This is a genomic window from Aeromonas sp. QDB68, from assembly GCF_027707405.1.
Lineage (GTDB): Bacteria > Pseudomonadota > Gammaproteobacteria > Enterobacterales > Aeromonadaceae > Aeromonas > Aeromonas caviae.
In genome coordinates this window covers 1-26,323 of sequence record NZ_JAPCIQ010000022.1, presented here as the reverse complement: position 1 = coordinate 26,323, position 26,323 = coordinate 1, and the positions used below count along the sequence as shown (strand labels likewise).

Sequence of the window (26,323 nt, the reverse complement as noted above, 5' to 3'; positions counted from 1 at the left end):
GGGTGTCACAGCCCGGCCTGCGCCTGGCTGGTGGCGACGGGTTGCACGGGCTCGGCGCGGGGGGGCGGGCTCTCGACCGGGATGTCCTCGAACCCCATCACCAGGGTCAGCACGAAGGAGAGCACCACCGAGAGGGCCATCACGCCGAACACCCAGGCGATGGTCATGGGGTTGGCCGGATCGAAGAACTGCACGCTGGTAAAGAGCCCGGGGGCGGCCATGGAGTGGCTGGCGAGCCCCGCCATGCCGGCGACGGCACCGCAGACAAAGCCGCTGATGAGGCTCGCGATGAGCGGACGCTTGAGGCGCAGGGCCACACCGTAGAGCGCGGGTTCGGAGATCCCCGCCATGATGGCGGAGGCGGCCGCCGCGAGCGCCGTCTGGCGCAGTTCCGGGTTACGGGTGCGCCAGGCCACCGCCAGGGACGAGCCGCCAAGAGAGAGATTGGCGCCGATTTCGGAGGGCATGACCATGCCTTCCTTGCCGGTCTCGGCGATGGTCTGGATGATGGTCGGGGTGAAGACGCGGTGCATGCCGGTCATCACCAGCAGGGGCCAGAGCGCCCCCATGATGGCCACCGACAGCCAGCCCAGGTAGTCGTGGACCGTGTAGACCAGGCCGGAGATGGCGGTGCCAATCCAGATGCCGACGGGGCCGATGAAGAGGATGGCCAGCGGCGCCGCGATCAGCACGATCAGCATGGGTTTGAGGAAGTTCTTGGTGACCGCCGGGGTGATGCGGTCGACCCAGCCCTCGATGTAGGAGAGGCACCAGGTCATCACCAGGGCCGGAATGACGGTGTAGGTGTATTTGACCGCAGTCACCGGGACCAGGGCGAAGGTCACCTGCTCCCCTTCGGCGGCTCTGGCCATCAGCTCGATGAAGCTGGGGTGCACCAGCACGCCTGCGATGGCGATGGCCAGGGACATGTTGGTCTTGAACTTGACGGCGGCGGAGGCGGCCACCATCAGGGGCAGGAAGAAGAAGGCCCCATCCCCGGCCACCGTGAGGATGGTGAGGGTCGAGGAGCCTTTCTCCAGCACGCCGGTCATCTCCAGCACCATGGCCAGCAGCTTGAGCATGGAGCCGCCGATGATGGCCGGGATGAGGGGGGACATGGTGCCGATCAGGGCGTCGAGGATGGCGGCGCCCATGCGGCGCAGGCTCCAGCCAGCGGAAGCCTCCGCAAGCGGAGTCTGCCCGCCACCCTGGGGCAGCAGGGCCAGCACTTCGCGATAGGCGTGGGAGACGGTGTTGCCGATGATCACCTGACACTGGTTGTCCGCCTGCACCACCCCGAGCACGCCGGTGATCGCCTTGAGGGCAGGGCCATTGACCCGGGCGGGATCGCCGAGCACAAAGCGCAGCCGCGTCATGCAGTGGGTCACGGCGACGACGTTGTCGGCGCCGCCGAGTGCTGTGATGACGGTACCGGCCAGAGCCGCATAGTTTTTTGACATCGAGGTAGATCCTTTTAACCAAGTGGGCCTGCTCACCCCCGCCGCCGCGAAGGGCGGGAACGCGCATGAAACTGAATGTGGAACCGGTTCCACATAGAGTGCGCGGCCTGAGCGCGGGAGACAAGCATCTTGTGCAGCGAGCGTCCGGATCCGTGAATGAGATCACTGAACCCGGGCCTGCACGCCATTCGTGCGACGACAAGCCGGGGGCGGTGCAGTACACTGCGCCCCGTTACGAGCAAGGGAGAACACAATGACGACGATGCTGGAGGTGGCAAGGCGGGCAGGGGTGTCGAAGGCGACGGTCTCCCGGGTGTTGTCGGGCAATGGTTACACCAGCCAGGAGACCCGGGACCGGGTGCAGCAGGCCATCGAGGAGTGTGGTTATCGCCCCAACCTGGTGGCGAGGCAGCTGGCGACCAGGCACACCCGGACCCTGGGACTGGTGGTCACCAACACCCTCTACCACGGCGTCTACTTCGGCGAGCTGCTCTCCCAGGTGGCGCGGATGACCGAGGATCGCGGGCGCCAGCTCATACTGGCGGACGGCAAGCACAGCGCCGACGAGGAGCGCCAGGCCATCCAGTATCTGCTCGATTCCCGTTGCGATGGCGTCATCATCTATCCGCGCTTTCTTGGGGTGGAGGAGATGGACGAGATCATCGAGCAGCATGAGCAGCCCATCATGGTGCTCAACCGGCGTCTGAGCCGCCATCCGGCCCACTGCGTCTATGCGGACCAGCAGGCGGCGGCGGAGGCGGTGATGGACAAGCTGGTGGCCATGGGGCACAGGGAGATCGCCTTCATAGCAGGCTCTGCGGATTCCCCCACCGGCGCCGAGCGCCTGGCCGGTTACCGGCAGGCGCTGATCCGGCACGGCATCCCCGTGCAGGAGACCTTGATCGCCCCCGGCAAATGGACCCCCGCCTGTGGCGCGGCCGCCGTCTCGACCTTGCTGGCGCGAGGCGCTCGCTTCAGCGCCCTGGTGGCCAGCAACGATGACATGGCGATCGGGGCCATCAAACGGCTGCACGAAGCCGGTGTGATGGTGCCTGACGAGGTTTCGGTGGTGGGGTTTGACGACATCCCCCTGGCCCCTTACGTCATTCCCGCGCTGTCGAGCGTCAAGATGCCGGTGAACGGGATGATCCAGGAGACCATCAACCGCCTGATCACCATGGTGGAGGAGGGGAGCCGGGACGCACTGCCCGCCTTCAGCGGCACCCTGATCCGCCGTGACTCCCTCAGGCGTCTGACGGGCTGAGCCATGATGGCGGTGGGCAGGCCGGGCGGGATCCGTTAGCATAGGCCCCCCGGCGCGAGGCGCCGCGTGTCGTATCAACAGATGAGAGTTCAGATGGATGACCTGTTAGCCCCCGTTCGCCAGTTCCTGCATTGCGAGACCCCGGATGAGTGGGTGGAAATGGCGCGGGATCCCGCCCAGTTGCCGACCCTGCTTATCGATCACGCCAACTGCGAGAACAAGGCGGCACTCACCGCCCACAGCCTGGTGCGCCGCTACTGCCTGCCCAAGGAGAAGCGTCACCTGCTGCCCAAGCTGACCTTCTACCGGGAGCTCGATGCCTTGCCGGAGAAGGCGGAGATCCTCGGCAAGCGCACCATGGGCGAATCAGACAGGAGCGTGTTTGCCGAGCTGGAGCGCAATCCCCTGCTGTTCCCCATGGTGCGCCTCATCCAGGAGGAGCTGCACCACTTCGAGCAGGTGCTGGAGATCATGGCCGCACGGGGCATCCCCTATGGTCCCGTCACCGCCTCCCGCTATGCCCGCAGCCTGCTGGCCCACGTGCGCACCTATGAGCCGGCGGCCGTGGTGGACAAGATGATCATCGGTGCCTATATCGAAGCGCGATCCTGCGAGCGTTTTGCCAGGCTGGCCCCTCATCTGGACGAGGAGCTTGGCCGCTTCTATGTCTCCCTGCTGCGCTCGGAGGCGCGTCACTATCAGGACTACCTGGCCCTGGCACAGACGTTCGCAAACGAAGACATCAGCGAGCGGGTGGCCTTCTTCGGTCGCCTGGAGGCCGAGCTCATCTGTTCGCCGGATCCGCAATTCCGGTTCCATAGCGGACTGCCTGTCAGATCTGACAGTTGTTGAGGTGACGGGGGCTGCCTACCATTCCCCTGTTCCTACTACGAGCGACGCAATCACTTTTTGAGCGCAATCCCCCGGCGACTGATGAGACATCAGGCCGGGTTTTTTTATGTCTGGCACAAGGGGAAACGCACCGCGGGATCAGCGGCGGTATTCGTTGTTGTAGTTCTGAATGAGGCGGCGGGTGACGTCGTGCTGGGGGTCGGCGAAGACCCGCAAGGTCTTGCCGCGCTCCACCACACGCCCTTCGTGCATCACCAGCACCTCGTCGCTGATGTGGCTGACGATCCCCAGATCGTTGGCCACCAGCACATAGCTCAGCCCCATGGTCTCCTGCATCTCCAGCAGCAGGTTGATGATCTGGGAGCGTACCGAAATATCCAGGGTCGAGAGCGCCTCGTCCGCCACCACTATCTTGGGATTGAGGATGAGCGCCCGCGCCAGCCCCACCCGCTGCTGCTGGCCGGCGGAGAGCATCTGGGGATAGAAGAGGGCGTGGTCGGGCAGCATGCCCACCATGCGCAGGGTCTGGATCACCTTCTCCCGGCGCTCCTCCTCGCTCAGGGCCGTGTTGAGGCGAAGGGGGGTCTCCAGGATCTGGCCGACCCGGATTTTCCGGTTAAGGGAGGTGTTAGGATCCTGGAAGATCATCCGTAGCAGCTTGCAGCGGGTCTGGTAATCGCCGTGGACCATGGGTTGCCCCTCGATGGCGATCTCCCCGCCGGTCGGTTCAATCATGCCCGCCAGAATGCGGGCCAGGGTGCTCTTGCCCGAGCCCGCCTCCCCGACGATGGCCAGGGTCTGGCCCACCTCGAGATCGAACGAGAGGGGCTTTATCGCCTCCACCGCGCGGCGCCTGAACAGGCCGGTGCGGTTCTGGTAGGTCTTGCACAGGCCCCTGACCTGCAACAGGGAAGGTTCGGTCACGACGTGGTCTCCTTGGGTGTGCTCGCCGGATAGAGGGGCTGACGGGGCGGGCAGGTGCCCCGGATCAGGGTCTGGTGCCGGTTCATTTCTTCGGTTCTTCCATGTTGAGGGGGAAGTGGCAACTGAACTGATGCCCCTTGACCTTGCTCATCAGCGGCGTCTGCACGCACTGCTTCTGGGCGTAGGGGCAGCGTGGGCCGAGGCGGCAGCCGATGGGCAGATGCTGCAGCGGCGGTATCACCCCGGGCAGGGTCTCGAGCCGGGACTTGTGGCGCACCAGCTTGTCAAAGTCCGGGATGGACTTGAGCAGGGCATCCGTATAGGGGTGGTGAGGGGATTCCAGGATCTGGTCCCGGGTCCCCACTTCCACCATCTGGCCGCAATACATGATGTTGAGGGTGTCGGTCAGGTTCGCGATGGCGGCGATGTCGTTGCTGATGATGAGGATGGTGGTATTGCCCAGCTTGTTCATCTTGTCCAGCAACCGCAGGATCTGGGAGTGGGTGGTGGACTCCATGGCGCTGGTGGGTTCGTCCGCCACCAGCAGGCGCGGCTGGTTGGCGATGGCCATGGCGATCATCACCTTCTGGCACATGCCGTCTGACAGCTCGTGGGGATAGGCCCGCATCACCTTGCGGTGATCCTTGACCCCGACCCGGTGCAGCAGGGCGATGGCCCGCTTCTTGCGCCACTGGAAGCGCTGCCAGAACTTGCCGGTGAAGGCGCTGGTGGGGATGGCCTCCTCGAGCTGGGTGCCTATCTCCTCGGAGGGGTCGAGGCAGCTGATGGGGTCCTGGAAGATCATCGCTATCTCCCGCCCCATGATGCGGCGTCGTTCCTTGGGCGCCATGGTCAGCAGGTCCATGTCGTTGAAGCGCATCCGGTCGGCGCGCACCGTCCAGTTGTCCTTCTGGATGCCAACGATCACCTTGGCCACCAGGCTCTTGCCCGAGCCGGATTCCCCCACCAGCCCGCGGATCTCCCCCTCGTTCAGGGTCAGGCTGACTCTGTCCACCGCCTTGACCTTGCCCTGGGGGGTGTCGATTTCGATGGTGAGGTTGCGTATGTCGAGCAGGGGCATCAGCAACGTCCCCCGTTCAGGGCGCAGCCGGGTCGCTCAGGGCGTCCGGGGGCGGGGATAGATAACAAGGCTGGCAACATCAGTCGTTCCCCTCTTTGAGTGCTTCGCGAATGCCTTCGCCCACCAGGTTGGTCACCAGCACGCTGAACAGGATGGCCATCCCGGGCAGGGTCACCGTCCAGGGGGCCAGATAGATAAGATCGCTCGAATCGGCCAGCATGGCCCCCCACTCCGGCTGGGGAGACTGGGCCCCGAGACCGAGGAAGCCCACCGCCGAGATGTCCAGGATGGCGGCGGAGAGGGTGCGGGTGGTCTGAGTCACCAGGGTCTCGACGATGTTCGGCAAGATGGCCAGACGCATGATCCGCTGGGGCGGAGAGCCATCGAGGCGGCTGGCGATGATGTACTCCTTCTGCATCTCGGCGTGGACCGCGTTGTAGGTGGCCCGGATGAAGGGCGGTATCAACGCGAGCGTGATGGCGATCAGGGTGTTGAACAGACCCGGCCCCAGGATGGCCACGACGATGATGGCCAGCAGCAGGGACGGGATGGAGAGCAGGGTATCGAGCAGGTGATGGAGCACGCTCGACTTCACCCCCTTGCTCATGCCACCGAGGATGCCGATGGCCGAGCCGATGACCAGCGCGATGAGCACCACCAGCAGGGCGTTGCCGAAGGTGAGTCTGGCCCCGGCCACCAGACGGGAGAGGATGTCGCGCCCCAGATCGTCGGTCCCCAGGAAGTAATCGATGTTGCCGCTGTTGGCCCAGGAGGGGGCGAGCAGCAGGTGGCTGCTGTGCTGATCGTCGATGCCGTAGGGGATCACCAGGGGACCGATGAGGGTCACCAGCAGCAGCAGCCCGAAGCACCAGAGCCCCGCCATGGCCAGCGGGTTGCGTCGGTAGGAGGCCCAGGTCTGCTCCAGGGGGGAGAGGATCTTGAGCTCCGGATAGATGTTCGATTTATCGTGCATGATGCAGGCTCCCGTGCTGGTCGCAAGGGGATGGGCACGCCTGTGCGCCGGTGGCCCATGGGCCGCCGTGGTTCATCCACAGACCGCAATCAATCTTGTCTTGCATAGAGTTCTTTACGCCGTGCCGGATACATGATGGTGGTCAGCAGATCGGTGCTGACGCTGATGAAGATGACGAAGCTCGCCACCACCAGGAAGGCGCCGCGGATGGCGGCATAGTCCTGCAGCGCGATGCTGCTCACCAGCCAGCGGCCGATGCCGGGCCAGTCGAACACCACCTCGGTGATCATGGCGGAGGTGAGCACGCTGCCAAGTTGCAGCCCCAGCAGCGGCAACACCGGGGGCAGGGCGTTCTTGAGCCCGTGACGCCAGACGATCTGGCGGCGGGAGAGTCCGCGGCTGGCGGCAGCCTTGATGTAGTTCTGTTTCATCACGTCGATGAGGGAGCTGCGCACGTGGCGGATCACCTCGGTGGTGGGCACCACGGCCAGCACCAGGGAAGGCAGTACCAGATGGCGCAGGGCGTCGTGCAGGGCGGCCTCCCGCCAGGGCTCCTGGCTCATCAGCACATCGACGATGGCGATCCCGGTGATGGAGGGCACGTCGTAGAGCAGGCTGATCTGGCCAGAGGAGGGGAGCCAGCCAAGATCCAGGGAGAAGAACATCACCATCAGCAGCCCCAGCCAGAAGACCGGGATGGCATAGCCGACGAGGCCGGCGGCCATGATGGAGAGGTCCGGGCTGCGCCCCTGATAGAGGGCCGCGAGGGTGCCCAGGGGGATGCCCACCAGCAGCGAGATGGCGAAGGCGGCGAGGCAGAGGGTCAGGGTCGCCGGGAAGTAGTGACGGATCTCGTCGAGGACCGGCTGGCCGGAGACGCTGGAGAGCCCGAAATCCCCGGCGGCGATGCGCTGGAGGAAGTCAGGATAGCCGTGCCAGAAATCCAGCACCTGGGTGATGAGGCGAAACTCCAGGAGGTAGGCCCCCAGAGTCAGCACCAGGAGGGTGATCACCAGCAGGGTGATGCGGCGCAGGATATAGAAAAACATGCTTATGCCTCCTGGGGACGGTGCGCCGATGGCCCGACGATGGAGTGGTTATCTGTCATGGTCACTCCCGATGGGCCTGGTTGAAGGTGGTGCCGCCAAAGGGCATCAGGGTCAGCCCCTGAATGTCGCTGCGACTCACCTGGGTTCTCAGGGCATGGGCCAGGGGAATGAGCGGCAACTGCTCGTTGAGCAAGGACTGGGCATAGTAATAGTTGCGCAGGCGGAAGGCGAGCTGCGGGGTGGTCACCGCATCGTCCAGCAGCTGATCGAAGGCGGGGCTGCACCAGCGGCTGTAGTTGTTGCCCCGCTCGACGGCGGCGCAGCTCAGCAACTGGCGGAAGAAGTTGTCCGGATCCGCGTTGTCGGCGATCCAGCCCGAGAGCAGGCTGTCATATTGTCCATGGGCGAGCCGGGTCTCGATGACCGGCCAGGCCTGCTGCACTATCTTGAGGCTCACCCCAATCTTGGCGAAATCGCTGCGCATCAGTTGCGCCGTCTTGAGGCCGTCCGGGTTGTAGGGACGGGCGCCGGGTTGCACCAGCACCTGCATCTCGAAGCCGTTGGGGTAGCCCGCGTCCTTGAGCAACTGGCGAGCGAGCTTGAGATCCGGCTTGCGCTGGGGCAGGGAGGGATTGTAGCCCCAGGAGAGGGGCGGCAGCAGGCTGGCGGCGCTCTGGCCGGTCTCGAAATAGACCGCCTGCAGCAGATTCTGCACATTGATGGCGCTGGCGAGGGCCTGGCGCACCTGCACCTTGTTGAACGGGGCCTTGCGGGTATTGAGGGCGAGGAAGGCGACGTTCATCCCCGACTGCACCGACAGATCCAGGTGGGAGTCTTTGTCTATCACCGACAGCTGGCTGGCAGAGGGGGTGCTCATCACGTCGCACTCGCCGGTCAGCAGCTTGGCCAGGCGCTTGGAGGATTTGGGGGTGATGTCGTAGATGAGCTGCTCCATTCTGGCCTCGCCGCCCCAGTAGCCGGGGTGGCGCAGGTAGCGCACGAACTCGTTGTGGCGATACTCCTTGAAGCTGAAGGGGCCGGTGCCGATGGGGCGGCTGTCCAGCAGCGCCGGGGTGCCGGCCTTTAGCATCTGCTCCCCGTACTCGGCGGAGAGCACGATGGCGTAGTCGCTGGCCAGGGTGGCGAGGAAGGAGGCATCGGGGCGGTTCAGCTCGAACACCACCTCATAGGGCCCCTTCTTGTAGACCCGCTTGATGAGGTTGCCGAGCCCCAGGCTGTAAAAATAGGGGTACTCGCCGCCGGAGACGGCGTGGAAGGGGTGGTGTTCGTCCAGCAGACGCTGCCAGGTGAACAGGACGTCGTCGGCATTGAAGTGACGGGTCGGGCTGAACCAGGGGGTACGGTGGAAGGTCACTCCCTTGCGCAGGGTTAGGGTATAGGAGAGGCCGTCCTCGCTGCTTTGCCAGCGGGTGGCGAGCCCCCCTTCGATGCCGAGGGTGTTGGCATTGACCTCGAGCAGGCGATCGTAGATGGGACGGGCACTGGCATCCAGGGTCGCATCCGAATTGGCAAGCTGCGGGTTGAAGGTTCGGGGTGCCCCTTCGGCACAATAGATGAGCCCGGTTTTGGAGGCTTCATCGCGTTTCTGACAGCCGCTGACCAGGACCAGGAGACCAAGCAGCAGGGGGGTGAGCATTCTCATGTTGGAACCATGTTTTCAGACAAAGTTGCCCGCCAGGGGGCGGGCGCGTTGCGGGGGGCGGCCGGGCAGGCGCTCCCGTCGGGGGTGACGTGCGCCGCGTTATCCGCGCGCACAGACCCGGTGCCAGGCATCAGCCCGCCTCCTGGTTGCCACTGTTGTCATCCCCGTCCAGCAATTGATATTTGCGCAGCATCCCCCGGAACTGGTGATAGCTCAGGGCCAGCAACTGGGCTGCTTTGCGCTGATTATACTGGGATTGCTGCATCGCTTGCTTGAGTAAATTAATCTCGTACTCCGCCACCGCCCCTTTGAGATCCAGCGGCAGGGTCGGGGCCGTCTCTGCCGAGGTCGGCGCGTCGGTGGAAGGGGCGGCGTCACCTCGGGCACGGGGGCGCCAGGGGGAGTCAAAGGGATTGAGCACCAGCTCCGCCAGCGGCAGCTGGGGGTTGCCCTGGCGATAGAGGCTGCGCTCCACCACGTTCTTGAGCTCCCGCACGTTGCCCGGCCAGGGGTAATCTTGCAGCAGCTGGGTCGCCTTGCGCGAGAAGCCGGCAAAGAGCGGATACCCCAGCTCCCGGGTCATGCCGTGGGCGAAGTGCTCCGCCAGCATCAGGATGTCCTCGCGCCGCTCCCGCAGGGGGGGCAGGGTGATGACGTCGAAGGCGAGCCGGTCCAGCAGGTCGTGACGAAACCGTCCTTTCTGTGCCAGTGCTGGCAGATCCTCGTTGGTGGCGCACACCAGCCGCACATCCACCTTGAGGGGCTTGGCGCCGCCCACCCGCTCGAACTCCCCATACTCGATGACCCGCAGCAGTTTTTCCTGCACCCGGGCGCTGGTGGTGGCCAGTTCGTCGAGGAACAGGGTGCCGCCGTCGGCCCGCTCGAAGCGCCCCTGATGACGCTTGGCGGCGCCAGTGAAAGAGCCCGCCTCGTGGCCGAACAGCTCGGTCTCTAGCAGGCTCTCGCTCAAGGTGGCGCAGTTGATGGTGACAAAGCTTTGATCCCAGCGATCCGAGAGATAATGTAGGCGGTGGGCGATGAGCTCCTTGCCGGTCCCCCGCTCGCCGATGATGAGTACGGGCTTGCGCAGCGGCGCGAGGCGCGATGCCTGCTCGATGATTTCTAGAAATGCGTTGGATTCACCCAACAGACTTTCCGTGGCCGTGGTCATCCCTGCCCCTGTGAGTTGAAAAATCTGGTTAATCTTACCAAAAGTTGGTTATTTTAATCATCACTTGTTTCCCAGGGACTTGAACTGCATTCTGAGTGCCCATATAAATCAACAAGTTAAATATTGTTCCAGATTGGCACACAAGTTGCCATTGTCAATGGAGACACAACCCGATGCCTATCACAGGAGTACAATCATGAGCATTTTTTCTCGCCTGGCCGACATCATCAATTCCAATCTGACGGCCCTGCTCGACAAGGCGGAAGATCCCCAGAAGATGGTGCGTCTGATCATCCAGGAGATGGAAGATGAACTGGTGAAGGAGCGCTCCAACCTGGCCCGCTTCCTCGCGAATCAAAAAGAGATCGGCCGTCAGGTGAGCCGCCATCAGGAGCGGGTCGCCGAGTGGCAGGGCAAGGCCGAGCTGGCCCTGACCAAGGGGCGCGAAGATCTGGCCCGGGCCGCCCTCATCGAGAAGAGCAAACAGGCGGAGCTTGCCGACGCCCTGTCTCGGGAACAGCAGGCGGTGGACAGCGGCATCGAGAAGCTGGGGGAGGAGATCCGCCAGCTGGAAGCCAAGCTGGAAGACGCCCGTGCCCGCCAGAAGGCGATGGCCATTCGCAGCGAAGCCGCCAGCAGCCGCCTCAACGTGCAAAGCCAGGTGGCTCGTGGCGACAGTCAGGCCGTGGTGAGCAAGTTCGAGCGCATGGAGCGCCGCATCGACGAGATGGAAGCCCGCGCCGATCTGGGGCAGTCCGACAAGGCGCTCGCCCAGCAGTTTGCCGAGCTGGAAGCGGACGACCAGATCAGCCGCGAGCTGGAAGCCATGCGCCAGAAGCTGGGCCAGCACAATCCGGCACCGAAACAGGGAGAGTAACAGATGGAAGATCTGCTGGGTGTATTGATGGTTCCCATGGTGGTCTTCATGGTGGTGGTGGCCCCCATCTGGCTGGTGCTGCACTACCGCGCCAAGGGACGCATTGGCGCCGGTCTTGCCGATGGTGAGCGTGAACAGCTGCAGGGCTTGCTGGTGCGTGCCGAGAAGATGCAGGAACGGGTCGGCGCCCTGGAGTCGATTCTGGATGCCGAGGTTCCTGGTTGGAGAAACAAGGTATGACGGTTTTCAATGAGAGATGTCATGACCGTGGCAAAAAGCCGGAGCGGGCCGAAACCGTATTGGCGTCGATTCTGGATGCGGAAGTCCCCGGTTGGAGGAACAAGGTATGAACAGTGTCAGTCGTGAAGGGCGCAACCTGTACCGGGATCCCCAGCGAGGCAAGATTGCCGGGGTCTGTGCCGGTCTGGCAGAGTACTTCGGGGTGGAGACCTGGATCGTGCGGCTGCTGGCCATCAGTGGTCTCATCTTCGCCGGTTTCATCACCTTCACCGCCTATATTGCCGCCTGGTTCTTGCTCGACAAGAAGCCGGTCACCCTCTACTCCCAGGAAGATGCCGAATTCGCCGAGGTGCGGATGAAGGTGCGCAGCTGGCAGGCTGGCGTCACACCTCATCAGGCCCTTGTCCGCATCGGCCAGGAGCTGGATGCACTGGAGCCCAGGGTGCAGCGCATCGAGAAGCTGGTGACCTCCAAGGAGTTCACCCTGCAACGGGAGTTCAGCAAGCTCTAATCGTGCCGGGCCGCGAGGATACTGCCTCGCGGCCGTCTCTCTGATGTGATCACAAGGAGAAGAAGACCCGCCTTGATACGCAACAAACTTGAACACTCCTGGTCGGTGCTCCAGCACAAGGCCGTTGACGCGGTGAACCGGGCCCGGGATCGCCACATCCGGCTGGCGGTCACCGGCCTCTCTCGCAGTGGCAAGACCGCGTTTATCACGGCGCTGGTCAATCAACTGGAGCACGCGGCCATCGACGGTCGTCTGCCACTCTGGGACGCCCAGCGTCAGGGACGCATCCTTGGTGCTCGCCGGGTGCCCCAGCAAAACGCCCACATTCCCACCTTTCCCTATGAACGGGGCCTCGATGCCCTGTTTGGCGATCCGCCCGCCTGGCCCGCGCCGACCCGGGGGGTGGCTGAGGTACGCCTCGAGATCCGTTATCGCACCCGCCATCCGCTGCGTCGGCACCTGGGGGAGATCTCCACCCTCTATGTGGATCTGGTGGATTATCCCGGGGAATGGCTGCTGGATTTGCCGCTGCTGGATCTGAACTACGAGCAGTGGAGCGAGCAGGTGCGGGAGCAACTGTGCCGCCCCGAGCTGCAAGCCCTGGCGGCAGGCTGGTTGACGCCGCTCTGGCAGGCAGATCAAGCCTTCGAGGAGCGTGCCGCCAGCGAACTGGCCGCCCGCTACACCGAATATCTGCACGCCTGCAAGCAGGCGCTCGGGCTTCACCTCATCCAGCCCGGGCGTTTCGTGTTGCCCGGCGAGTATGCCGGTGCGCCGCTGCTGCAATTCGTGCCCTGGGTATGGGAGATGCCCACACACTCCCCTGAAGACGGCACCCTCTACGCCACCTTCAAGCAGCGCTTCGAGCAGTACAAGCAGCATCTGGTACAGGGCTTCTATGAGCAGCACTTTGCAGGCTTTGATCGCCAGATCGTGCTGGTGGACTGCCTGGCGCCCCTCAATGCCGGTGCCGCGAGCTTTGGTGACATGCAGCAGGCCATCGCCCGCATCATGGAGAGCTTCGCCTATGGCAAGAGCAACTGGTGGCGCCGTCTGTTCGCCCCGCGCATCGACAAGCTGCTGTTTGTGGCGAGCAAGGCCGATCACGTCACGCCGGAGCAGCACGGGCCTCTGGTGTCGCTCCTGCAGCACCTGGTGAGCCGTGGCCGGGGTCAGGCCCGCTTCGAGGGGATAGAGACCGAATGCCTGGCGCTGGCCGCCATCAAGGCCACCGAGGTAGGCAAGGGGGTGGCAGACGGACGGGAATTTCCCGCCATTCGTGGCACTACCCTCTCGGGCGAACCCTTGCTGCTCTTCCCGGGGGAGGTGCCTGCCCAGATCCCGCCTGCGCAGTGGTGGAAAACTCAAGGGTTTGATTTTCAGGCCTTTCGCCCGCTGCCCATGAGCGCCCATCAGGTGCTCCCCCATATCCGGCTCGATGCGGCGCTGGAATTCCTGCTCGGGGATCACCTCGAATAACGGGTGGGTGACCCGCTGTGCTCGAGGGGCGCCCACAGGAGAGAATGCGATGAACGATCAGACAAGATGGCGCACCGATGACGCCGCTCCCCTGCAAGGCAAGGTGACGCTGGAGCCCGCGCCATCGGTGGCAAGCGAAGCGCAACCACCGGCCCCGGCCCGGCGGCTGGAAGAGGAGAGCTTCGAGCCTCTGGACGCGCTGGACGAGCTCACCGAGGTGGAACCCGCGCTTACCGTCAGGCCTCGGCGCCGCCATCGTCTGCTGGCCTGGGGGCTGGGCGGGGTGGGGCTGCTGTCGCTTGGCCAGTTTGGCGCTTTTCTGGTGGATCAGTTTGCCGCCTCCCCCTTCTGGGGCGGCGCCTGGCTGCTCGCCTCCGGCCTGGTGGCGGTGGGCACCGCCGGGGTGGCGGGGCGCGAATGGCTGCGGCTGCGCACCTTGAAGCGGCGCCAGGATGTGCGCTCAAGAGCCGAGGGTCTGCTGGCCCATCAGGGGGTGGGTCAGGGGCAGGCCTTCTGCGAGGCCCTGGCCGAGAAGAGCGGTGACAAGGGGCGGGAAGGGTATCGCACCTGGCTATCCCAGCTTGACGAGAGCCACAGCGATCGGGAAGTGCTGACCCTCTACAGCCAGTTGGTGCTCACCGAGCGGGACAAGCTGGCCCAGGCCCGCGTCGCCAAATGGTCGGGGGAGGCCGCCGTGCTGGTGGCCCTGAGCCCGCTCGCCACCGTCGACATGATGCTGATGCTCTGGCGCAACCTGCGGATGATCGAGGACATCGCCGATGTCTACGCCATCGAGCTCGGCTACTGGAGCCGCATCCGCCTCATCCGCCAGGTGTTTCGCAACATGCTCTATGCGGGGGCCACCGAGCTGGTGACCGAGGTAGGGATGGATCTGCTAGGGGCCGAGCTGACCGCCAAGCTCTCCGCCCGCGCCGCCCAAGGGGTCGGGGCCGGGTTGCTCACCGCGCGCCTTGGGATGCGTACCATGGAAGCCTGTCGTCCGCTCCCCTGGTGTGCCGACGAGAAGCCGAAACTGGGGGAGTTGCGCAAGCGGCTGATCGGCCAGTTGGCGGGTTATCTCAACAAGTCGTGAGGTGGCTGGGATTTGATAGGGATGTCACAAATAATTTACAATTGTCAAAAGCAGCCGACCCCGGGGTCGGCTGCTTTTTTGAGGGGCAAACCGTTACAGTGATCCCATGACTCAACGGCCAGTGACCGCCCGGATGGCGGCTGGCACCCGAAGGATGGGATCACTCATGGCAAGTCTCTACACGGCCCGCCAACCGGATGGGCAGGGCAGGATCCACTACACGGACGAGGAGCACGGCACCTGGCGGATCCTGATTGCACGCCAGCTTGCGGCGCTCGATGGCAAGGCCTGCGACGAATACCAGGCCGGGTTGGCACGCCTCGACCTGCCTCTGGACCGCATCCCCCAGCTAGGCGAGATCAACGCTGCCCTGATGCCCGCCACCGGCTGGTCGGTGGCGGCGGTGCCGGCCCTCATCTCCTTTGATCACTTCTTCGCGCTGCTCGCTGATCGCCGTTTTCCCGTCGCCACCTTCATTCGCCGCCGGGACGAGCTCGACTACCTGCAAGAGCCCGACATCTTCCACGAGATCTTCGGCCACTGCGCCATGCTGACCAACCCGGCCTTTGCCCACTTCACTCACCTGTATGGTCGGCTCGGACTCCATGCGAGCAAGGAGGAGCGGGTCTATCTGGCGCGGCTCTACTGGTTCACGGTGGAGTTCGGTCTCCTGCAGGGGGAGGAGGGGCTGCGTATCTACGGCGGCGGCATTCTCTCCTCCATCGGCGAGACCGCCTATGCCCTCTCGGGCAAGCCCGAGCTGCAGCCCTTCGATCTGCTGGAGATCCTGCGTACCCCCTATCGCATCGACATCATGCAGCCGACCTATTTCGTGCTGCCTCGTCTCGATACCCTCTATGGTCTGGAGGGGCAGGGGATCATGGCGGCCGTGGCCGAGGCCCGTCGTCTTGGCTTGCGTCCACCCCGCTTTGCCCCCGTTGCCGGCAAGCAGGCGAGCTAACCCGAATTCATTCCCACGATGTTTCATGAAAGGAGTCCCGAATGACTGAACTGGCGAGTCAACGATGCGAGGCGTGCCGCGCCGATGCCCCCAGGGTGAGCGATCAGGAGCTGGGGGAGCTGATGCACCTCATCCCCGACTGGCAGCCCCTGGTGGTCAACGGCGAGCTGCAACTGCGCCGTGAATTTGTGTTTCGCAACTTCAAGGAGGGGCTGGCGTTCACCAACCGCCTCGGAGAACTGGCGGAGGCGGAGTTCCATCATCCGGCGATCTTGCTTGAATGGGGCAAGGTGACCGTGAGCTGGTGGACCCACAAGATAGGCGGCTTGCATCGCAACGACTTCATCATGGCAGCCCGCACCGACGGGCTGATGAAGTAACCGCCATCTGGCGCCAACGCAGACAGGGCTTGCCCGGTGAAAGCGGGGCAGGCCCGCATTTTTATGGGGGAGCGCTCGCACTGGCGGGATCGAGTCTGTATTATCCCGTTATTCAGAATGTTAGCTAGGAAGTGTGTGCCGAATGCGTCTTGAAGTCAGCTGTGAAGACCGTCTGGGCCTGACCCGGGAATTGCTCGACCGACTGGTGGAGCACAACATCGATCTGCGCGGCATCGAAATCGATACCTCAGGCATCATCTATCTCAATTTCCCCGAGCTGGAGTTCCGTGACTTTCAGCATCTGATGCCGGAAATTCGCCGCATTCCCGGCGTCTATGACGTCAAGACCATCCCCTACATGCCCTCCGAGCGGGAACACCACGAGATAGAGGCCCTGCTCAAGGCGCTGCCGGACCTGGTCTTCTCCCTCGACAGCAAGGGGCGGGTGACCCAGGCCAACCAGGCCGCCCTCACCACCCTGGCGTTGCCACCGGACGAGGTGCGCGGCGTGGCGATCGCCTCCCTGGTCAAGGGCTTCTCGTTTGGCCGCTGGCTGGAGTCGGGGGAGATCAAGCCCCAGACCTGCAAGCTGAGCCTCGGTGGCGAAGAGTACCTGGGCGATCTGATGCCGCTGTTCGTGGCCGAAGAGAAGGGCAAGCAGGCTCTGGCCGGCGCCGTAGTGGTGCTCAAATCCGCCCGCCGGGTCGGCATGCACTTCAGTGCCCTGCACGCGGTGGAAGTGGGGGGCTTTGAGCACCTCCAGGCCGAGAGCCAGAAGATGAAAGAGGTGCTGGCCCAGGCAGCCAAGCTCGCGATGCAGGACGCTCCCTTGCTCATCGTGGGGGAGACCGGCACCGGCAAGGAGTTGCTGGCCCGGGCCTGCCACGGCGCCAGCCTGCGCTCCAGCCACCCCTTCATGGCGCTCAACTGCGCGGCCATGCCGGACAACGTGGCCGAGAGCGAGCTGTTCGGCTATGCCCCCGGCGCCTTTGGCAACAACACCGAGGGCAAGCGCGGGGTGCTGGAGCTGGCCAGCGGCGGCACCCTGATGCTGGACGAGATCGGCGACATGTCCCCCCATCTGCAGACCAAGTTCCTGCGGGTGCTGCAAGATGGCGTGTTTCGCCGGGTCGGTGACGAGCAGGAGGTGAGGGTCAACGTGCGCTTCATCTGCACCACCCAGAAGCAGTTGCTGGATCTGGTGCACGAGGGCAAGTTCCGGGAAGACCTCTACTACCGCCTCAACGTGCTCAGCCTGGCGCTGCCGCCGCTGCGCGAGCGCAAGGCGGACATCATGGCACTGGCCCAGCAGTTCGTCGCCCGCTTCGCCAGCGAGTTGCAACGTCCCAAGCCGCGCTTTACCCGCAACATGGCCGAGTACCTCACCGCCTACCGCTGGCCGGGCAACGTGCGCCAGCTGCGCAACTGCCTCTACCGGGCCATGACCCTGCTGGAAGGGGACGAGCTCGGCCCCGAGCACGTGGATCTGCCGGTGGCGGCCGATGCCATGCCCCTCATCGACGAGTGGTTCGAAGGGGGGCTCGACGAGGCGGTGAAGCGCTTCGAGAGCCGCCTGCTGGAGCGCCTCTATCCGGCCTTCCCCTCCACCCGCCAGCTGGCCAAGCGGCTCGGCGTCTCCCATACCGCCATCGCCAACAAGCTGCGCGAGTACGGGATTGGCAAGAAGTAGCGGCTGAGCTGCCCGTGGCGTGCGCTGACGCGCACCCCGGGCGGCACTGCGACACCCCGTGACGCACCCTGCGTGCGGGCGGATGGGGCAACCCCCTCGGGCTGATAAGCTCGGTACGACTCCCTTCAGGCAATCCCTTCATGGGCGTCGGCCCACCCCATTGTCGACGTAAACATAAGTGCGGACATCATGCAGTTGTTGTCTTTCATCCGGATTTTTGTGTGGCTGTTGCCACTGGGCTGCACGCTGGTGCTGGCCAATGCGGCCGTGGCGGCGACCTCGGCCGAGCTTCGCAGCGAGCTGGTGCGCCAGACCGTGCTCGACATCCTCAGCTACACCCGCTGGCCCAAGGAGCCTGCAAAGCTTCGGCTCTGCATTGCGGCGCCGACGGAATATGCCGGCGCCCTCTTTGCCATCGAGCGGCAGGCCAACGGGCGCCCGGTGGACGTGCATCGCTACGGGCTCGACGACGAGGCACTGATCCAGCGCTGCGATGTGATCTATCTGGGGGTGCTGGCCCCGGAGCGGCGTCTCCCCCTGTTCGAGCGACTGCAGGGGCACGCTATCCTCAGCATCAGCGAACAGAGCAGGGAGTGCATCGCCGACGCTGTCTTCTGCCTTCAGCCGGACACGGATCGGGTCCGCTTTCGGGTCAACCTGGATGCGCTCGCCCGCAGCGGCGTGCGGGTGCACCCGGCCGTGCTGAAGCTCGCCAAGGCTGACGAGGGCGCACGATGACGACTGCACCCGCAAGCCCCAGGCTCACCCTGCGACAGAGCCTGGGCCGCACCCACATGATGATCTCCCTGACCGCCGTCTGCATGGCGGGCCTGTTCCTGACCATCACGGCGCTGCTGGCGCTGCGCCTCTATGCGGATCACAACCTCGAGCTGGTGGCCCGCGCCATCAGCTACACCTCAGAGGCCGCCGTGGTGTTCGATGACGAGGAGGCGGCGAAAGATGCCCTGGAGACCATCACCTCCCGGGAGGATATCGCGAGCGCCAGCATAGTGCTGCCCGATGGCCAGGTGCTGGCAAGCTGGCGCCGTGCCATCACCACCCCCTGGACTACCCTGGAGCAGCACCTGGCCCGCCTGATCCTGCCGGGGCCGGTGGAAGTGGCCATGGTGCGGGAGAGCCGGGAGATAGCCCGGGTGCACCTGGTGGGGCACGGACAATATCTGCTGCACTTCCTGCTGCAGACCCTGCTGGCGACCCTGGTGTGCCTGTTGCTCAGCATCCTCGGGGCTCTCCACGTGGCGCGCCGCATGCAGCGCTCCATCACGGCGCCCCTCAAGGCCCTGGCCGAGGTCGCCTACAGTGTCAGTCGCCAGCGCGCCCTCAAGCAGCGGGTGCCGGCGGCCAACATCGCCGAGCTGCACGCGCTCGGGGAGGACTTCAACACCCTGCTCGACGAGCTGGAGGCCTGGCAGGCCCACCAGAAGCGGGAAAATGCCAGCCTGCTGCACCGGGCCACCCACGACGCCCTCACCGGCCTGCCCAACCGGGCTCTGTTCGAGGCGCGGCTGGGGCAGGCCATCCAGGGGGATCAGGAGCGCTTCGCCCTGCTCTACCTCGACTGTGATCGCTTCAAGCAGATCAACGACACCCTGGGCCACGGGGTAGGCGACGAGGTGTTGATCGCTCTGGCGCGGCGGGTGCAGCACCAGCTCAGACCGCTGGATCTGGTGTGCCGCCTCGGGGGCGACGAGTTTGTCATCCTGCTCGCCCCGATCCGGGACGAGCACGAGGTGCACGAGGTGATGACGCGGATCCAGCAGGGGATGAGCACCCCTGTGGTATTGAGCGACGGCCGCCACCTCGGGGTGGGCATCAGCATCGGCGCCGCCCTCTACCCCGAGCAGGGGGAGACGGCGGAGGCCCTGTTGCAGTTCGCCGACGACGCCATGTATCAAGCCAAACGACAACGTAAGGAGGAAGAAGCACACAGGAGAACCACGTGAAGTTGAACCGGACATAGTGAAAGGACCATAACAATGATCATTTTGAAGGCGCTAAAAATCGGGCTTGTTGCGCTGCTGCTGGGAGTGCTGGCCGGGTGTCAGAGTGCGCCCCAGGGGCTCACGGCGGAGCAGATCGCCACCCTCAGGGAGCAGGGATTTCAGCTGACCGATGAGGGCTGGACCCTGGATATCTCCAACAAGGTGCTGTTTGCCAACAATGTCGGGGCCCTCACTCCCCAGACCCGCCTGGTGGTGGAGCGTCTTGGCAAGACCCTCATCGGCGTCGGTCTGAACCGGGCCAGGGTGGACGGCCACACCGACTCCAACGGGGAGGCGAGCTACAACGAGCAGCTCTCGCTCAAACGGGCCCGCTCCGTGGCCGATGTCCTGATGTCGGTGGGCATGCCACCTGCGAACCTGGACATCCGCGGCCGGGGTGAAGCGGCGCCCATCGCCGACAACGGCACCGCCGCCGGACGAGCGGAGAATCGCCGGGTCGCCATCGTCATCGACAACGGCTGAGCCATTTTGTCCCTGCGTCGGCATGACGAGGCTGTCTCTGATGTCCGACTGCGTGTGTGATACCACTCTCCTGCCGGGGAGTGGCTCTCTTCCTCCTCCAGCATTGTCCTTCCCTTTCTTCTATTCATCCCGCTGTTTCCGCACCCGCTTCGACGGCGTTGAACCTCCTCCGCTCCTGAGAATCCTGGCTGAGCACCCAGGTCCAGAACTTGATCCAGCACAAGGGTGGCTTTGTTGATATTGGTTATCATTTGCATTATTTGCAGATGGTAGCCACAGTGATGACCCCCCTGTTTACCCCGACCATGACGGGTCTTGCGACCCCGGATCCCCTCGCATTCGCCTTCACCGCCAAGACCTCAGCCCACGCCAGCCGCGGCGGTGCCGGGCCCCTGATGCTCGACGAGGCGGGCTGGCAGGCTTGGTGGCAGCAACCGAGCCAGGCCGAGGCGCGGGCGCTCTACATCCACGTCCCGTTTGCCGCAAGCGCTGCAGCTTCTGCAACTTCTTCGAAAATGGCGCCAATCCGGCGCGCATGAGCCGCTATATGGCGGCCCTCTGCGAGCAGCTGACCAGGGCGGCCAAGACCCCCTTGGTGCAGAGCCAGTCCTTCTCCGCCGTCTATGTGGGCGGGGGCACGCCCACCGACATGGCGGCGGGCGATCTGGCTCTGCTGGCCAATGCCATTGGTCGCTTCCCCCTGACTTCGGATGTGGAGCTGACCCTGGAGGGGCGCCTCAACGGTTTCGATGACGCCAAGTGGGAGACCGCGCTGGCGGGGGGCTTCAACCGCTTCTCGTTCGGGGTGCAGAGCTTTGATACTCGCGTGCGCCAGCAGGCGGCCCGCTTCGACGACAGGGAGACCCTGTTGGCCCGGCTAGGGGCGTTGACCCGCCACGACGAGGCCGTCATCGCGGCGGATCTCATCTTCGGTCTGCCCGGCCAGGACGACTTCGTGTGGCGCCAGGACGTTGCGGACGTGATGGCGAGCGGCGTGCACGGGGTGGATCTCTACCAGCTCATCGCCATGGCGGGCACCAACCTGGCCCGCGCCGGGGAGAAGGGGACATTGGGCTGGGCCGCCGATGGCCCGCAGCGGGCTGCCATGTATGCCCAGGGCGCCCAAACGCTGGAGGCGGGAGGCTGGCAGCGCCTCTCCTGCAGCCACTGGCGGCGCACCCCCGCCGAGCGCAGCCGTTACAACCAGATGGCGAAGTGCGGCGCCGAGATCCTTCCCTTCGGGGCGGGGGCGGGGGGCAACATTCACGGCCACGGCCTGATGCAGGGGCGGGATCTGGCCGCCTGGCACGAGGCGCTGGCCGAAGGGCGACGCCCCCCAGGCATGGTGATGGGGCAGACCCCCGATGTGCGCATCGACGGTCTGCTGCGGGGAGGCCTGGACGCGGGCTGGCTGGATCTGACGTGCCTGCCTGCGCCGCTGCGGGCCCATTTGCTGCCGCTGTTCGAGCGCTGGCAGGCGCACGGACTGGCCGAGCTCGGTCAGGAGCGCCTTGAGCTCACCCTGGCGGGACGCTTCTGGAACGTCAATCTGCAGGCCGGGCTGTTTGAATACGTGCAACGCAACCCGCTGGCGGGGGAGCAGGGGGGCGCCGGGTCATCCGGCAACCGGGCGGCGGTACACCCCACCTTGGTGTAGAGGGTGGGAGAGGGAGGTGAAGTGCAGTGCAGCGGGGGCGCCATGAGTGCCCCCGCTGGGTTAGGGGTTGTGCACCTCTTCCACGCGCACCCGCAGCTGGCCCTCGGCCAGGGTGGTGACCAGGGGCTGGCCGACGTTCACCTGAGCGGCGCGGCTGATCACCTCGCCGGTCGGGGTGCGTACGATGGCGTAGCCGCGTCCCAGGGTGGCCAGCGGGCTGACCCCGTCGAGGCGTGCGCTCAGCATGGCGAGGCGGTGTCCGGCCACATCCTGGCGCCGGGCAATCAGGGCATGGAGCCGCTCCTCCGCGAGCTGGTGGCGGCGCTTGCCGGCGGCCAGCAGCTTCTCGGGGCTTTTGGCCTGCAGGCGCAGCTCAAGATTGGCCAGGCGTCGCTCCCCCTGATGCAGGCGGCTTGCCAGCAGTTGCTGCAGGCGGGCGGACAGCTCGTCGAGGCGCTGGGACTGCTGCTCCAGCCGGCGCTTGGGATCCTGGTGGTCGAGCCGCTTTTGCAGCAGGGCGAAGCCGTGGCGGGCGGCGGTCTGGTGGCGGTTCATGGCCTGGGTGAGCCGCTGGCGCAGGTGCACGAGGCGCTGGGCGCGGGCACTCCTGTCCGGCGCCACCAGCTCGGCGGCGGCGGAGGGGGTGGGGGCGCGCAAGTCAGCGGCAAAGTCGCTGATGGTGACGTCAACCTCGTGACCCACGGCGCTCACCACGGGGATGGCGGAGCCGTGGATGGCACGGGCCACCGCCTCCTCGTTGAAGCACCAGAGATCCTCCAGTGACCCGCCGCCGCGCCCGACGATGAGCACATCCACCTCGGCGCGCCGGTTGGCAAGCATGATCGCCGAGACGATCTGGGCGGTGGCGGCGCTGCCCTGCACCAGGGTCGGGTAGATGAAGACGGGCAAGTCCGGGGCGCGGCGGCGCAAGACGGTCAGCATGTCGTGCAGGGCGGCGCCGGTGGCCGAGGTGACCAGACCCACGGCGCGGGGCTCGCGGGGCAGGGGGCGCTTGGCCCCCTCGTCGAACAGCCCCTCGGCCCCGAGGCGGCGCTTGAGCTCCTCGAAGCGCAGGGCCAGCATGCCGTCCCCGGCGGGTTGCATCGACTCGATGATGAGCTGATAGTCGCCCCGGGGCTCATAGAGGGAGACCCGGGCCTGCACCAGCACCTGCATGCCGTCCTGGGGGCGGAACGGCACCCGGCGGTTGTTGCCCTTGAACATGGCGCAGCGCACCTGGGCCGACATGTCCTTCAAGGAGAAGTACCAGTGGCCCGAGCTTGGCATCGCGAGGTTGGAGAGCTCCCCGGTCAGCCACACCAGCCCCAGATCCTGCTCCAGGATCATGCGCACGGCGCTGTTGAGGCGGGTGACGGTAAAGATCTGCTGCTTGTTCTGGCTGGATTGGTTGAGCTGATTCAAGGCTGGCCCTGCTGTGGTGTCCGCCGGGGCGGGAGAAACGATGGGGGCCATCTTACCCCAGTTGTGCCCATCTGCCGAGCCATGGGGCCCGACAGATGAGGCTTTGCCCTACTCCTGCGCCCTGGCCGGCTTGGCGTGGCTGGTCACCAGCCAGACCGCGAGGCAGACCACGGCGCCGCCGAGCACGAAGCCGCCGGTGAGGGTTTCGCCAAGCACCAGATAGCCCCAGAGGATGCCGAACGGCGGGATGAGGAAGGTGACCGTGAGGGAGCGCAGGGGCCCGATGTCGGCGATCAGCCTGAAATAGAGCAGATAGGCGAAGGCGGTGCAGAGGAGCCCGACCGCCAGCACGCTGGCCCAGACCCCAGGCTGGGCCCAGTCGACGGCGGGCCCGCTCGTCAGGCTGTAGCCGAAGAAGGGGAGCAGGAAGAGGACGGCCCCGATCTGGCTGCCGAAGGCCACCAGCTTCGCGTCCAGTCCGCCCCGCTCGGTGATCCAGCGCCTCGTCAGGAAGCCAGCGCAGCCGTAGCAGGCGGTGGCGATGAGGCAGGCCAGCACCCCGATGGCGAGCTGACCGCTCAGGTCGACCTCCCCCGTGGTGGTGATGAGCCCGATGCCCACCAGCCCCAGCATGACCCCGGCCCACTTGCGCAAGGTCAGCTCCTCGTGAAAGAAGGAGAAGCCAATGAGGGCCCCCATCAGCGGCGTGGTGGCGTTGAGGATGGCCGAGTAGCCGGCGGGCAGCCAGAGGGCCGCCACGGCGTACATCAGGAAGGGCACGCCGGAGTTGATGATGCCGAGCACCATGATGGCTTTCAGCTTGCCGTGAAACTGCATGGGGGTGCGCAGCAGCAGGAGCATGGCGGCGAGCCCGACGAGGGCGAAGAAGACCCGCAGGAAGGTGGTGTTGATGGAGCCGAACGCCGGCGCCGCGATGCGCATGAACAGGAAGCTGGCGCCCCAGATGGCGGCCAGCGCCAGCAGCCTCCCATAATCCGATGGTCTCATCGTCTCTCCTTGAATGAGCCGCCCGGTGCCCGGGATGGCAAGGGCGGCCCTGCATCATGGCGGCAAGAGCCCCCAATGGCAACGGCGCCGTGCAGAGCGCTGATCCTACCCCCCGATACGGCCGTCACGGGGAGCGCCTCTCTATCCTGGGAAGTTCGACCCCATGCCCAGAAATGAAAGCGCTATCAATCACATACAGCTTATTTCCTGGTCTATGGCGGTCACATTTCGCACCTTATGGCCACGAATCGACCACGGCGACTTCTAGACTGGTCGGGCTCATCTGAAGGCGGGACGTCGCGGATGGGGGAATGCCGGGGCACACCGGCATCACACACAACACAATGAAAAACAAAGGACTATCAATGGCTAGATGGATACTCGTGGCCGGAATGTTGGGGACCATGATCACGCCGCCCGGGATGGCGGCGGAGTGGTTCTTCCGGGGCACCGCAAATGGATGGGCGGCGACCGCCATGGCGTCGACCGACGGCGTCAATTTTGAAACCTGCCAGCGCTTCGTGAGCGGCGACGCCAGTGGCGGGCCGCGCTTCAAGATAGACAGGTACGGCAACTGGCAGCAGAGCTACCCGGCGGCCGACTACGGGGTCAATGCCAACACGGCGTACCAGATCCGCATCAACGCCACGACCCAGGCGGTGAGCACGACGGCGGTCGCCAGTTGCGAGGCCTCGGGGTTTGCAAGCACTCTGCCGCAGCTCAATGTGCGCGGCACCTTCAACGGCTGGGCCAGCCTCCCCATGACCCTGATAGGGGATCACCTGTGGCAGGCCGAGGCCTACATGGATGGCAAGGCGAGCCAGCGCCTGAAGTTTGATCAGGCCGGCGACTGGGCCATCAACTTCGGGGACAGCAACGGCGACGGCGACATCTTCTGGAACGGCACCGGCACGGTGCGCATCCAGGTCAATGACCAGACCCTGGCCTACAGCATCGTGCCGCTTGGGGATGACAACCAGCCGCCGCTTGCGGTCATCACCCCGGGGGGCACGGTGAACGTGGCCCAGGGTGCGGCGCTCACCCTGAGCGGCAGTGACTCCACGGATCCCGACGGTCAGATAGCGAGCTATCTGTGGAGCAGCGGCGAGACCACGGAGAGCATGGTCGTCAACACGGCACAGACGGGCACCTTCACCTATGGCCTCACGGTCACCGACGATCAGGGGGCCAAGGGCAGCAGCAGCGTGAGCGTGGTGGTGGCCGCCGGACAGAGCGGCGACAGCTGGTACTTCCGCGGTACCCCCAATAACTGGGGTCTCACCCCCATGACAACCGAGGATGGCACCACCTTCTGCACCGAGCAGGCGTTTGGCAGCAGCAACCCCCGCTTCAAGATTGACCACAAGGGGGACTGGACCGAGGCCTATCCTGCCCAGGATTACCTGGTCAGCGCCAACACCCGCTATCGCATCTGCTTTGACAGCCAGCGCAAGGTCGTTGAACTCGAGACCCTGGCGGGGGCAGATGTGCAGGCCCCCACGGTGACCGCTACCCCGGCGCCGGGGAGTTATGTGGACAGCCAGTCCATCACCCTGGGAGTGAGCGACGATCAGGACGCCGCCCCCGCCGTGCATTTCACCACGGACGGCAGCCAGCCCACCACGGCGTCGGCCTGTTATGCAGGCCAGCCCCTGGTGGCGAACGACAAGGGGAGCGGCACGGACCTGGTGATCCGCACCCTCGCGGTGGACGAGAGCGGCAACCAGCGGGAGCAGCGCTTCGAGTACCGTATCGGCGAGCAGGGGGTGGCGAGCGGCGATTTTCGCGCCGAGAGCATCTACTTCCTGCTGACGGCCCGCTTCTATGACGGCGATGCCGGCAACAACTACCATAACCGGGATCGCTACAAGGCGGGGGATCCCCAGTGGCGTGGCGACTTCAAGGGTTTGATCGCCAAGCTCGACTACATCAAGGATCTCGGCTTCACCGCCATCTGGGTGACGCCGCCGGTGGAGAACCGCTCCGGCCTCGACTACCACGGCTACCATCTTAAATGCGAAAGGGGACTCCCTCCGACGTAGGTGGGAGGGGAATTTCGCCGGGGCGTCAGCCCCGCTGGTT

23 protein-coding genes and 1 pseudogene are annotated in these 26,323 nt (G+C 65.2%); 15 read left to right on the top strand and 9 right to left on the bottom strand.

The window, feature by feature from the left end; genetic code table 11:
• Positions 1-5: 5 nt before the first annotated feature.
• Entirely contained in the window at positions 6-1,460 is a 1,455-nt protein-coding gene (gene ascF / locus PG892_RS09365) for a PTS cellobiose/arbutin/salicin transporter subunit IIBC (protein ID WP_270825342.1), read from the bottom strand.
• 253 nt (positions 1,461-1,713) lie between these two features.
• Here ascF and PG892_RS09360 point away from each other — a divergent pair, with 253 nt between their 5' ends.
• Both PG892_RS09360 and miaE read left to right on the top strand, forming a co-directional pair.
• A complete protein-coding gene (locus PG892_RS09360) occupies positions 1,714-2,724 on the top strand; it encodes a LacI family DNA-binding transcriptional regulator (protein WP_029314441.1) in 1,011 nt (336 codons plus the stop codon).
• 93 nt (positions 2,725-2,817) lie between these two features.
• Positions 2,818-3,576: a tRNA isopentenyl-2-thiomethyl-A-37 hydroxylase MiaE gene (gene miaE, locus PG892_RS09355; RefSeq protein ID WP_270825340.1), complete on the top strand. Its 759-nt coding sequence runs from the start codon at positions 2,818-2,820 to the stop codon at positions 3,574-3,576.
• Between the two features lie 138 nt (positions 3,577-3,714).
• Here the strand turns inward: miaE and PG892_RS09350 are convergent, their stop codons facing one another.
• The 6 genes from PG892_RS09350 to pspF form a co-directional block, all read right to left on the bottom strand.
• Positions 3,715-4,500, bottom strand: coding sequence for a peptide ABC transporter ATP-binding protein (locus PG892_RS09350; RefSeq protein WP_201997397.1), 786 nt, complete (start codon positions 4,498-4,500; stop codon positions 3,715-3,717).
• A gap of 82 nt (positions 4,501-4,582) precedes the next feature.
• Complete coding sequence (locus tag PG892_RS09345; protein WP_010674529.1) at positions 4,583-5,581, bottom strand: peptide ABC transporter ATP-binding protein; 999 nt, start codon at positions 5,579-5,581, stop codon at positions 4,583-4,585.
• Positions 5,582-5,660: 79 nt separating this feature from the next.
• The gene (locus tag PG892_RS09340) at positions 5,661-6,554 is read right to left on the bottom strand and encodes an ABC transporter permease subunit (protein ID WP_069784996.1); all 894 of its coding nucleotides are present in this window, start codon (positions 6,552-6,554) and stop codon (positions 5,661-5,663) included.
• An 89-nt stretch (positions 6,555-6,643) separates the two neighbouring features.
• Positions 6,644-7,603, bottom strand: coding sequence for an ABC transporter permease (locus PG892_RS09335; RefSeq protein ID WP_010674531.1), 960 nt, complete (start codon positions 7,601-7,603; stop codon positions 6,644-6,646).
• Positions 7,604-7,664: 61 nt separating this feature from the next.
• Positions 7,665-9,260, bottom strand: coding sequence for an ABC transporter substrate-binding protein SapA (gene sapA, locus PG892_RS09330; RefSeq protein WP_010674532.1), 1,596 nt, complete (start codon positions 9,258-9,260; stop codon positions 7,665-7,667).
• Positions 9,261-9,396: 136 nt separating this feature from the next.
• Positions 9,397-10,437: a phage shock protein operon transcriptional activator gene (gene pspF, locus PG892_RS09325; protein ID WP_010674533.1), complete on the bottom strand. Its 1,041-nt coding sequence runs from the start codon at positions 10,435-10,437 to the stop codon at positions 9,397-9,399.
• A 196-nt stretch (positions 10,438-10,633) separates the two neighbouring features.
• On the opposite strand from pspF, the gene pspA reads away from it, so the two are divergent.
• From pspA to hutW, 12 genes and pseudogenes are all read left to right on the top strand, one after another.
• Entirely contained in the window at positions 10,634-11,314 is a 681-nt protein-coding gene (gene pspA / locus PG892_RS09320; RefSeq protein ID WP_010674534.1) for a phage shock protein PspA, read from the top strand.
• A 3-nt stretch (positions 11,315-11,317) separates the two neighbouring features.
• Positions 11,318-11,554, top strand: coding sequence for an envelope stress response membrane protein PspB (gene pspB, locus PG892_RS09315; protein ID WP_005300084.1), 237 nt, complete (start codon positions 11,318-11,320; stop codon positions 11,552-11,554).
• Positions 11,555-11,660: 106 nt separating this feature from the next.
• Positions 11,661-12,065 (top strand): envelope stress response membrane protein PspC, encoded by a 405-nt coding sequence (gene pspC / locus PG892_RS09310; RefSeq protein ID WP_201997396.1) that lies wholly within the window; start codon positions 11,661-11,663, stop codon positions 12,063-12,065.
• Positions 12,066-12,137: 72 nt separating this feature from the next.
• Positions 12,138-13,544 (top strand): YcjX family protein, encoded by a 1,407-nt coding sequence (locus PG892_RS09305; RefSeq protein WP_201984276.1) that lies wholly within the window; start codon positions 12,138-12,140, stop codon positions 13,542-13,544.
• A gap of 49 nt (positions 13,545-13,593) precedes the next feature.
• Complete coding sequence (locus tag PG892_RS09300) at positions 13,594-14,637, top strand: YcjF family protein (protein ID WP_201984275.1); 1,044 nt, start codon at positions 13,594-13,596, stop codon at positions 14,635-14,637.
• A 166-nt stretch (positions 14,638-14,803) separates the two neighbouring features.
• On the top strand, positions 14,804-15,598 hold the full coding sequence (gene phhA, locus PG892_RS09295; protein WP_041215282.1) for a phenylalanine 4-monooxygenase: 795 nt from the start codon (positions 14,804-14,806) through the stop codon (positions 15,596-15,598).
• Positions 15,599-15,639: 41 nt separating this feature from the next.
• Positions 15,640-15,978 (top strand): 4a-hydroxytetrahydrobiopterin dehydratase, encoded by a 339-nt coding sequence (locus PG892_RS09290; RefSeq protein ID WP_010674539.1) that lies wholly within the window; start codon positions 15,640-15,642, stop codon positions 15,976-15,978.
• Positions 15,979-16,120: 142 nt separating this feature from the next.
• Positions 16,121-17,668, top strand: coding sequence for a transcriptional regulator TyrR (gene tyrR, locus PG892_RS09285; RefSeq protein WP_270825337.1), 1,548 nt, complete (start codon positions 16,121-16,123; stop codon positions 17,666-17,668).
• A gap of 189 nt (positions 17,669-17,857) precedes the next feature.
• Positions 17,858-18,406 (top strand): YfiR family protein, encoded by a 549-nt coding sequence (locus PG892_RS09280; protein WP_052815260.1) that lies wholly within the window; start codon positions 17,858-17,860, stop codon positions 18,404-18,406.
• Positions 18,403-19,632 carry a diguanylate cyclase domain-containing protein gene (locus PG892_RS09275; protein ID WP_052815261.1) on the top strand — a complete coding sequence of 410 codons (1,230 nt, stop codon included), beginning with the start codon at positions 18,403-18,405 and terminating at the stop codon, positions 19,630-19,632. The genes PG892_RS09280 and PG892_RS09275 overlap by 4 nt, the downstream gene beginning before the upstream one ends.
• Positions 19,633-19,665: 33 nt before the next feature.
• Positions 19,666-20,154, top strand: a complete 489-nt coding sequence (locus PG892_RS09270) for an OmpA family protein (RefSeq protein WP_043760992.1) — start codon at positions 19,666-19,668, stop codon at positions 20,152-20,154.
• Positions 20,155-20,435: 281 nt separating this feature from the next.
• Positions 20,436-21,811: pseudogene (gene hutW / locus PG892_RS09265) on the top strand (heme anaerobic degradation radical SAM methyltransferase ChuW/HutW).
• A 60-nt stretch (positions 21,812-21,871) separates the two neighbouring features.
• Here the strand turns inward: hutW and xseA are convergent.
• The gene (gene xseA / locus PG892_RS09260) at positions 21,872-23,233 is read right to left on the bottom strand and encodes an exodeoxyribonuclease VII large subunit (RefSeq protein WP_052815262.1); all 1,362 of its coding nucleotides are present in this window, start codon (positions 23,231-23,233) and stop codon (positions 21,872-21,874) included.
• A gap of 108 nt (positions 23,234-23,341) precedes the next feature.
• Positions 23,342-24,241 (bottom strand): DMT family transporter, encoded by a 900-nt coding sequence (locus tag PG892_RS09255; RefSeq protein WP_052815263.1) that lies wholly within the window; start codon positions 24,239-24,241, stop codon positions 23,342-23,344.
• Between the two features lie 365 nt (positions 24,242-24,606).
• Here PG892_RS09255 and PG892_RS09250 point away from each other — a divergent pair, with 365 nt between their 5' ends.
• Positions 24,607-26,283, top strand: a complete 1,677-nt coding sequence (locus tag PG892_RS09250; protein ID WP_227263636.1) for an alpha-amylase family glycosyl hydrolase — start codon at positions 24,607-24,609, stop codon at positions 26,281-26,283.
• Positions 26,284-26,323: the final 40 nt, after the last annotated feature.